Source organism: Asanoa siamensis, from assembly GCF_016862555.1.
Classification (GTDB): domain Bacteria; phylum Actinomycetota; class Actinomycetes; order Mycobacteriales; family Micromonosporaceae; genus Asanoa; species Asanoa siamensis.
Genome location: NZ_BONE01000050.1, coordinates 56446 through 65064 on the forward strand (window position 1 = coordinate 56446; position 8619 = coordinate 65064).

At 72.7% G+C, this 8619-nt stretch carries 6 protein-coding genes; 3 read left to right on the forward strand and 3 right to left on the reverse strand.

Annotated elements, in window-relative coordinates; all coding sequences use genetic code 11:
• The first annotated feature begins 6 nt into the window (after window positions 1-6).
• Complete coding sequence (locus Asi02nite_RS27255; protein ID WP_203716773.1) at window positions 7-1029, forward strand: alpha/beta hydrolase-fold protein; 1023 nt, start codon at window positions 7-9, stop codon at window positions 1027-1029.
• Here the strand turns inward: Asi02nite_RS27255 and Asi02nite_RS42415 are convergent.
• The gene (locus tag Asi02nite_RS42415; RefSeq protein ID WP_203716774.1) at window positions 1026-3233 is read right to left on the reverse strand and encodes a caspase family protein; all 2208 of its coding nucleotides are present in this window, start codon (window positions 3231-3233) and stop codon (window positions 1026-1028) included. The two genes, Asi02nite_RS27255 and Asi02nite_RS42415, sit on opposite strands and share 4 nt — an antisense overlap.
• Before the next feature lie 95 nt (window positions 3234-3328).
• Here Asi02nite_RS42415 and Asi02nite_RS27265 point away from each other — a divergent pair, with 95 nt between their 5' ends.
• Both Asi02nite_RS27265 and Asi02nite_RS27270 read left to right on the forward strand, forming a co-directional pair.
• Entirely contained in the window at window positions 3329-4192 is an 864-nt protein-coding gene (locus Asi02nite_RS27265; protein WP_239127139.1) for an alpha/beta fold hydrolase, read from the forward strand.
• A 44-nt stretch (window positions 4193-4236) separates the two neighbouring features.
• Complete coding sequence (locus Asi02nite_RS27270; RefSeq protein WP_203716776.1) at window positions 4237-5775, forward strand: GH25 family lysozyme; 1539 nt, start codon at window positions 4237-4239, stop codon at window positions 5773-5775.
• Here Asi02nite_RS27270 and Asi02nite_RS27275 read toward each other — a convergent pair.
• Window positions 5772-6575 carry an SDR family NAD(P)-dependent oxidoreductase gene (locus Asi02nite_RS27275; protein WP_203716777.1) on the reverse strand — a complete coding sequence of 268 codons (804 nt, stop codon included), beginning with the start codon at window positions 6573-6575 and terminating at the stop codon, window positions 5772-5774. The genes Asi02nite_RS27270 and Asi02nite_RS27275 overlap by 4 nt on opposite strands.
• A gap of 67 nt (window positions 6576-6642) precedes the next feature.
• Window positions 6643-8484 carry a LamG-like jellyroll fold domain-containing protein gene (locus Asi02nite_RS27280; protein ID WP_203716778.1) on the reverse strand — a complete coding sequence of 614 codons (1842 nt, stop codon included), beginning with the start codon at window positions 8482-8484 and terminating at the stop codon, window positions 6643-6645.
• Window positions 8485-8619 lie beyond the last annotated feature (135 nt).

Consider the following 8619-nt stretch of genomic DNA (forward strand, 5'->3'; position numbering starts at 1 on the left):
GACGGCATGAGCTTTGACAACCTCGCGGGCACGCTGCACCAGGAGACCATCGAGTCGGCTCTGCTGCGCGACAACCCCCTCGGTGACCCGTACGTCCGGCCGCTCTGGGTCTACACCCCACCCGGCTACGACGAGTCGTCGCAGCGGTACCCCAGCATCTACGTGATCCAGGGCTACAGCGGCCAGGTCGAGATGTGGGGCAACCAGCAGCCGTTCCGGCAGCCCTTCGTGGTGACCGCCGACCAGGTGTTCGCGTCCGGCCAGGCGCCGGGCTGCGTGCTGGTCTACGTGGACGCGTGGACCGCGTACGGTGGCTCCCAGTTCGTCGACTCGCCCGGCACGGGGCGCTACCACTCGTACCTCTGTGACGAGGTCGTGCCCTGGGTCGACGCCCGTTTCCGGACCATCGCCGACCGCGAGTCGCGCGCCATCTCCGGCAAGTCGTCGGGCGGCTTCGGCGCGATGATCACCCCGATGCTCCGCCCCGACCTGTTCGGCGCGCTCGCCACCCACGCGGGCGACTCCCTCTACGAATACTGCTACCTCAACGAGTTCGCGAAGGCCGTGCGGTCGCTGCGCGACTACGACCACGACATCCAGCGGTGGTGGAAGGACTTCCAGAGCCGGGTGGCGTTCACCAAGGAGGAGGACATGCTCCTCTGCCTGGTGCTCGGCTGCGCGGCGGCGTTCTCCGCCGACCCCGACGGCACCCCGCGGCTGCCCGTCGACACCCGCTCGGGGCAGATCATCCCGGAGCTGTGGGACCGCTGGCTGGCCTGGGACCCGATCCGGATGATCGACCGGTACGCGGACGAGGTGCGCTCCCTGCGCGCGGTCTGGATCGACGCGGGTACGCGCGACGAGTGGTTCCTCGACCTCGGCGCCGAGGCGTTCAAAGCGGGCCTGGAACGCGTCGGCGTCCCGTCGGAGAAGATCGCGTTCGAGCTGTTCCCGGCGGCCCACGGCGGCATCGACTACCGCTACCCGCTCGCGGTCGCCTGGCTCGCCAACCGGCTCCAGCGGGCCTAGCGGGTCGCTGCCGTCACACCGGTCGCTTCGCCTATCGGTCGGGTGGCGCCGAGGCCCAGGCCGGCCAGCAGGAGGGCGTAGCCGGTCATGCCGAGGACGAACGCGGAGTGCAGCCCGTTGGACCAGCTCTCCGCGTTGTCGAGGGCGCTGAGCAGCACGTCGGTGCCGACGGCCACGGTCAGGAACGCGCGGGTCGGCTCGTCGGCGGCGAACAGGGCGAGCAGGGCCAGCGCGGTGACCGCGGGCGGCCCGGCGACGCCGACGCCGCTGGTGACACCGAGCCAGGTGACGCCGTTGAGGCCGACGGCGATGTGCGCGACGGCGAACCCGCCGCCGACGACCACGAGGATGGTGGCGAGCGGGTTCGCCGGCCGGGCGCGCAGGGCGATCGGCCGGGCCTGGAGGATCGCGGCCGCGACCAGCGCGGCGGCCACCGGGACGGTGACGGACCAGGCCCAGGTCTGGTCGTCGGCGACGCCGCCCAGCAGGATGATCAGCCCGATGCCGGCGAGGAACAGCCCGCCACCGGCGAGGACGCCTAGCCCGAACCGCCTGGTCGCGCCCCTGCTCAGCGCGGCCGTCAGCGTTCCACCGAGGGCGAGCAACGAGCCGACGATGTAGGGGTCGGTGGCGCGCCGGAACATCCGCCAGCCGGTGTCGGGATCGTCGTCCCGCCACGACAGCCGCCCGTCGACGGGCCAGTTGACGACGATGAGCGCGGCGACCCCGGCCAGCAACGCGGCGACGAGCCACAACGACAGGTGACGGCCGGGTCGGGCCGGTGGCGCATCCCTGGACTCGTCGGCCCGCGGTGATCGCGAGGCCGGAATGACGGGCGCGGCTGTGGGCGACGCCGACGGGGGCGCCGGTGCCGGTGCGGGCGCCGGTCGGGCCGCGACCGCCGCCTGCCCGCCCGTCGACGGCGCGGTTCCCGTGACCGTGGGGCCCGGCGGCGTCGGGGCTGTCGTGGGCTCCGGCGGATGCGGCGTCGGTGTCCCGTACACCGGCAGCACGACCTCGCCCGTGGGCCCGGACACGGTGATGGAGCCGCGCGCTTCCGCCTCCGCGCCGGGCCACGGCATGACCACGAAGCTCGACCCGGTCTCCATCACCCAGATCCAGTCGGCCGACGCGCGGACCGTGCAGGCCCGGGCCAGCGGCGGCCCGGCCAACATGACGAGCCCGCTGTCGGTGCCGAGGTGGATCTCCTTCGGAACGACCCGGATCGCGACCTCGTCCAGGGCCTTCCTGGCGGGATCGGCGACGTACGGGATGTCGGTCTCGGCGATCTCCCGCAGTGCCTCGAACGCGGCGGTCGCAGCGGTCAGGTCCTCGCCCACCAGGCGCGACCGCAGTTCGGTGACCGCGCCGAGCCGGGTGAACATGTTGGCGTCGGTGACCGCGTCGTGCAGGTCTGCCGGGACGTTCCGGACGCGGCGGTGGCGGCTGCGGGCCACGTACAGCTCACCCTGCACCTCGACGTCGCGGCTCGGGGTCTGGTTGGGGTTGCGGGCGCGGACCTTGTCGAAGACGTAGTCGTAGAGTTCGTTGAGCGAGACCAGACCGTCGCCGTCGCGGTCGGCGTCGCCGGATTCCAGGCCCTCGACGAGCGCCGCCGTGAAGACCGACGGTGCGCGGGTCGACTCGTCGGCGAGATGGTCGCCCTCGAAGGCGTACTCCATGGCGCTCGACGCCGTGATGACCGCCCGGCCGCGGCCCCCGCCCAGCCGGGGCCCGCCGAAGCTGTCGAGGACGTTGACGTCGCCGGCCGCCCGCACGGCCACGCCCTGGCCGAACGCGCCGCCGTAGCAGCAGTCCAGCAGCAGCACGATGCTCCGCGACCGGCAGCGCCGCATCGCCTGCTCGACGAAGGCCGCCGCCACCGCCGTGGAGCCCAGGCGGTCGGGCCGGGTGTTGGTCGCGGCGAAATAGAGGTCGCCGGCCTCGTTCTTCAACCCGTGGCAGGAGAAGTGCAGCAGCAGCACGTCGTCGCGGCGCGCGTCGGAGAACAGGTCCTCGACGTGGCCGTTGACGACGTACGACGGCTCGTTGCGGACCACCCGCACGTCGAACCCGCCGATCTCGGCGTCGCCCAGGACGCGGCCGAGCGCGTCGGCGTCGGCGGCTGCCGACAACAGCCGTCGCAGCCCCTCCTGCTCGTACTCGTCGATGGCGACGATCAGCGCCTTACGCTGCCCGTCCACCCTGCAAACCTGCACCCCGCACGCGTCCGCTGGCAATCGCACGAAGGGCGGACGGCGCGCGGATTTCCGACAGCGGGTGCAGCATGAACGGCAGGATGCGCTTCACGAACGACGGCCTGACGTTCGCCGTCACCGACACCGCCGGCGGGCCGGGCCCGCTCGTGGTGCTGCTGCACGGGTTCCCGCAGGACCGGCGCTGCTGGGACGGGGTGGCGCCGGCGCTGGCCGCGGCCGGGTACCGGGTGGTCGCCCCGGACCAGCGCGGCTACTCCCCGGCGGCCCGGCCGACGCAGCGGTCCGCGTACACCCTGCCGCAATTGGCCGGCGACGTGCTGGCGTTGGCCGACGCGGCCGGCGCGCGGCGGTTCCACCTCGTCGGCCACGACCTCGGCGCGTCGGTCGCCTGGCATCTCGCGGGCCACCACCCGGACCGGCTGCTCTCGCTGGCCTGCCTGTCGGTGCCACACCCGGCGGCGTACGCGCGGGCGCTGCTCACCGGCGGTCAGGCGGTCCGCTCCTGGTACGTGGCGGCCTTCCAGGTGCCGCGGCTGGCCGAACGGGTGCTCTGCCGGGGTGGCGGTGCCGGCCTGCGGGCCGCGCTGGTCCGCGGCGGCCTGAGCGCGGAGCATGCCGACCGGTACGCCGCGCGGGCCGCGGATCCGGCCACGATCCGGGGTCCACTCGCCTGGTACCGGGCCGCCCTGCGCGCGCGGAGGACCGGCCCGATCGACGTGCCGACGCTGTTCGCCTGGAGCGACGGCGACCGGTTCGTCTCCCGCGCGGCCGCCCGGCGCTGCGGCCGGTACGTCCGCGGCCCGTACCGGTCCGAGGTCTTCGAAGGTGTCTCGCACTGGCTGCCGGAGGAGGTGCCGGAGCGCGTCGCGGCCAGCCTGCTGGCGCATTTCGCGCGCTTCGGCGAGGATGCTTCGCCTTCGCCCGCCGGGAAAAGGGGCCCTTGAGCGTCGATGCCGGGCGGAGGACTCTGGGCTGTGGGGGAGGGGCCATGGTGCGCAGGGGTGTCGCGGTCGCGGTGGGTGTGGCGCTGGTGGTGCTCGGGCTGGTGGTGCCGGGGCAGGCGGCTGCTCTCCCGGTGCCGCCCGGCTATCCGATCACCGGTGTCGACGTCTCCTATTTCCAGGGGCCGTTGCTGGACTGGGCCGGGCTGGCGCGGGGCGGCGCGCGGTTCGCCTACATCCGGGCCAGCGAGCAGGACGGCCGGGTCGTGCCCAACAACAACCCGGACCCGTTCCTCGCCACCAACCTGGCCGGTGCGTGGGCCAACGGGCTGTACGCCGGCGCGTACCACCGGGCCCGGCCCGATCAGAGCAGCGGCCGGCAGCAGGCCGGGGTGCTGCTCGCGCACGCGCCCTACGTGGCCGACGGGCGCACCCTGCCGCCCATGTTGGACATCGAGTGGCCAAGGTCCGACTGGGGTGTCGGTGACTGCTACGGCCTGACACCGGCCCAGATGGTGGCCTGGATCCAGGACTTCGTGTCGGAGATCGCGGCGCGCACGGGGCGGCCGGCCATGATCTACACGAACACGAACTGGTGGAATCCGTGTACGGGCAACAGTTCCCGGTTCGCGGCCCATCCGCTGTTCATCGCGAACTACTCGCAGAACCCGCCGCCGCTGCCGCCGGGCTGGCCCTCGTTCGCGATCTGGCAGCACGCGGCCGGCGCGCCGATCCCGGGCTCGGCCTGGTCGTCGCCCGACCTCGACGTGTTCAAGGGCGACGACGCCGCGCTCGCCCGGCTCGTCGGTGGCACCGAGGTGAACCTGGTGGCTTCTGTCAACAACCGGTACGTGACCGCGGACCGGGCCGGTGCCGCCCCGCTGATCGCCAACCGCACCGCGGCCGGCCCGTGGGAGCGGTTCGACCTGCTGGACATCGGCGGCGGGCTGGTCGCGTTGCGGTCCCGGGTCAACGGCCGCTTCGTGACCGCGGACCGGGCCGGGGCGGCGCCGCTGATCGCCAACCGCGCCGCGATCGGCGCGTGGGAGAGGTTCCAGGTCGTCGACAACGCCGACGGTACGACGAGCCTGCGCGCCACGGTCAACGGCCGGTACGTCACGGCCGAGCGGGCCGGCGCCGCCCCACTGATCGCCAACCGCACGGCCATCGGCGCGTGGGAGAAGTTCCGTGTGGTCCGCCCGACGGTGGTCGGCTTCCTGGCCAACGCCAACCTCCGCTACGTGACGGCCGGCGCGGCGCCGCTGGTCGCCGACCGCGTGGCGCTGGGCGCGGCGGAGCAGTTCGAGCAGGTCGACGCCGGCGGCGGCATGGTCGCGTTCCGGTCGCGCGCGAACGGCCGCTACGTCACCGCCGAGAGCCGCGGCACCGCCCCGCTGGTCGCCAACCGCACGGCGGTCGGCCCCTGGGAGAGGTTCACGGTGCTCACGAACGCGGACGGCACGATCAGTTTGCGCGCGAACGCGAACGGGGCCTACGTCACCGCCGACCGCGCGGGCGCCGGCCCTCTGATCGCCAACCGCACGGCGATCGGCGCCTGGGAGAAGTTCTTCCGCGTCGTCGGTTAGCGGTCGTTGACGAGGTCGTCGAAGCTGAGCGGGCCGGTCATGGCGCCGCCGTCCACGGGGAGGACGATGCCGGTGATCCAGGACGCGTCGTCGGAGGCGAGGAACGCGACGGCCGCCGCGATGTCCTCGGGCTCGCCGACGCGGCCGGCCGGATACTGGCGGGCGAGGCGGTCCAGCGACGCGGGCCGCTCACCCCACGCGGCGGTCCGCACGGTGCCCGGCGCGACGAGGTTGAACCGGATCCCCTTCGAGTCGGACCCCCGGCGGGCAAGCTCACGCCGCGAGTAGAGCACGGCGAGGTTCTGGGTGAGGCTCTGCAGCCCGGCCTTGGCGGCGGAGTAGACGATGTCGCCGAAGGCCGCGAGCCCGTTCACCGAGCCGATCGTCACGACACTCCCACCGGCCGGCGCGGCCAAGAGATGAGGCAGAGCCGCCTGTACGCAGCCCACCGCACCGTGCAGCGTCGGCCCGGCCTGCTCTTGCCACGCGGCGGCGTCGATCGCCTCGAACGGCGTACCCAGCGAAACGCCGACGTTGTTCACCAACACGTCTAACCGCCCGTACCGCGCGACGACCGCCGCCACGGCAGCATCCACGGTGGACCGATCGGTCACGTCGCAGGTCAGCGCGAGCCCACCGATCTCTTCGGCGGCAGCGGCGACGGCCGCCTCGTCACGATCGACGAGCGCCACCGCGGCACCCTCGGCGCCCAACCGCGCGGCGACCGCCCGCCCGATCCCGCGGGCCGCCCCGTCACCAACGCCACCCGTCCCTCGAAACGTCGCATGACTGAAGATCATGGCCGCTCCACCCCGATTAGGCCACCGCCGGCGCCGAGCCCGCACGGGCCCGGCGCCGGCGCGTGGATCAGGCACGCATGAACTTGTCGACCGGGAGCGCGCGGTCGGCGATGCGGACGTCGCCGATCCAGCCGTAGAAGGCCGACTCGACGATGCGGTCGTAGTGGTAGGCGCCGAGGAACCACGGCTCGTGCGAGGTGGCCAGGCCCTTTGCCGGGGTCGACGGGTTGCGCAGCAGCTCGGCGCCGTCGACGTAGAGGGTGGTGACGCGGCCGTCGTTGACCACCGCGACATGGAACCACTCGTCGGCGCGCATCTCGTGGCCCCAGTTGGTCGACATGCCGTCGACGGTGAGCGGGAAGACCGCCCACTGCAGCGCCATGCCGTCCGACATGCCCAGCGTGGCGATCGGCTCGGCCGGGTCGCCGCCGGTCTTGCCCGCGTCGGCGCCCGCGCCGAACCGGCTCAGGATGCTCATCCAGGCGTGGTTGGTCCCGCGGACGTCGGCCGGCAGCTTGACGAACGCCTCGATCGTGTAGCCGTTGGCGAACGTCGCGTCGTTGATGGGCGCGCCGTCGATCGTACGCAGGTAGGCACCGCGGGCCGGCTTCTTGCCACCGTCGAAGAAGAGGCTCGCGTGCGCCGGCTGGTCCCCGTCGTGCTCCACCGACCAGCGCAGCGTCTCCGGCGCGCTGCCCGCGATCGTGACCCGCTCGAGGTGGTTGCCCTTGCCCGACAGGTCCAGCACCCGGAAACCCTCGGGCACCGGCGTGCCGTCGGCGCGACCCTGGTCGAACCGCCAGTACGCGACCGTGCCCTTGGTCAGCATCGCGGCCAGCCCGCGCGGCGGACGCGGCGCCACCGGGGCGAAGCCGGCGAACCGCTCCGCGAAGTCGATGCCCAGGCTGAAGCGGTTGGTCGGGTCGGTCAGCTCGATCTCGCGCTGCTCGAGCTCGTTGCGCTTCTCCGGCGCCTGTCCGAGCACCCATGGCGAGACCGTCTCGACGTCGATCGTGTTGCGGGCCAGGTCGAAGTGGTAGAGCCGGACCATCGCACCGCCGCCGTAGTAGCGGTCCTGGTAGTTCGTGATGTGCACGTGCACGTCGTGACCCGCCGCGTTGCGCAGCACGGTCCGCGCCGGCGGCCAGTAGTGGCCGTTCAGCGTCAGGAAAATCTGGTCGCTGTCCTTGATCAGCCCGTCCCAGAGCCGCTGGCCGTGGGCGGACATCGCGGCGACACCGGCGTCGCCGGGAGCGGCCAGGTCGTGGGTGGTGAGGATCGCGGGGGTACGCGGGTGCGCCTTCAGCACGTTCTTCGCCCACGCCAGAGTGGCGTCGGACGGGCGCCAGTCCAACGCGAACACGAGCCACTCGCGGCCGGCGGCCTGGAACACGTGGTAAGTGTTGTAGCCGTCCGGCGTCGCACCGCGGTAGGTGGTCAGCCTGCGAAAGCGCGCAGGTCCGAAGACGTCGAGGTACGGGCTCGGTCCACGCTGGTCGGTCGTGTTGGGATTGATGTCGTGGTTGCCGGCGAGCACGCTGTACGGCGTACGCCGCTTGTCGAAGATCTCGAAGACCTCACCCGCCGCGGCCAGCTCGCTCGCCAGCGCGTTCTCCACGATGTCGCCGAGATGCGCGGTGAACACGATGTTCTCGTCGGCCTGACGGTCCTGGATCCACCGCAGCGTCGCGGTCAGCGGTGCGGCGTCGCCCCGGTCCTGGTCGAAGAGGTACTGCGTGTCCGGGATGACGGCGAGCGTGAACCTGAGCCGTTCCAGGTCCACCTTGCCACCACTGGCGCTCGCCGGCGCGGGGCTCAACGCCCCGATGCCCGCACCCGCCCCGACCAGGCCAGCACCCACCAGACCGGCGCCGGCCAGAAACGTACGCCGGCTCGGTGTCTCTCCCATCGCTCACTCCTTGTTCGCGGTTGACTCGCGCCCAGTAGGCGTGAGCAGCGCGAACATTGATCATGGCGACAGGCGAACGCCGACCGAGAACCTGGTGAACGCCTGACCACATGGGTAAGGCTGTCAACGTGACGC

Bases quoted from the DNA above. Each gene is read 5' to 3' on its own strand.
- Asi02nite_RS27255 (WP_203716773.1), top strand. From the start codon at position 7: ATGAGCTTTGACAACCTCGCGGGCACGCTGCACCAGGAGACCATCGAG.
- Asi02nite_RS27275 (WP_203716777.1), bottom strand. From the start codon at position 6,575: ATGATCTTCAGTCATGCGACGTTTCGAGGGACGGGTGGCGTTGGTGAC.
- Asi02nite_RS27270 (WP_203716776.1), top strand. From the start codon at position 4,237: ATGGTGCGCAGGGGTGTCGCGGTCGCGGTGGGTGTGGCGCTGGTGGTG.
- Asi02nite_RS27280 (WP_203716778.1), bottom strand. From the start codon at position 8,484: ATGGGAGAGACACCGAGCCGGCGTACGTTTCTGGCCGGCGCCGGTCTG.
- Asi02nite_RS27265 (WP_239127139.1), top strand. From the start codon at position 3,329: ATGCGCTTCACGAACGACGGCCTGACGTTCGCCGTCACCGACACCGCC.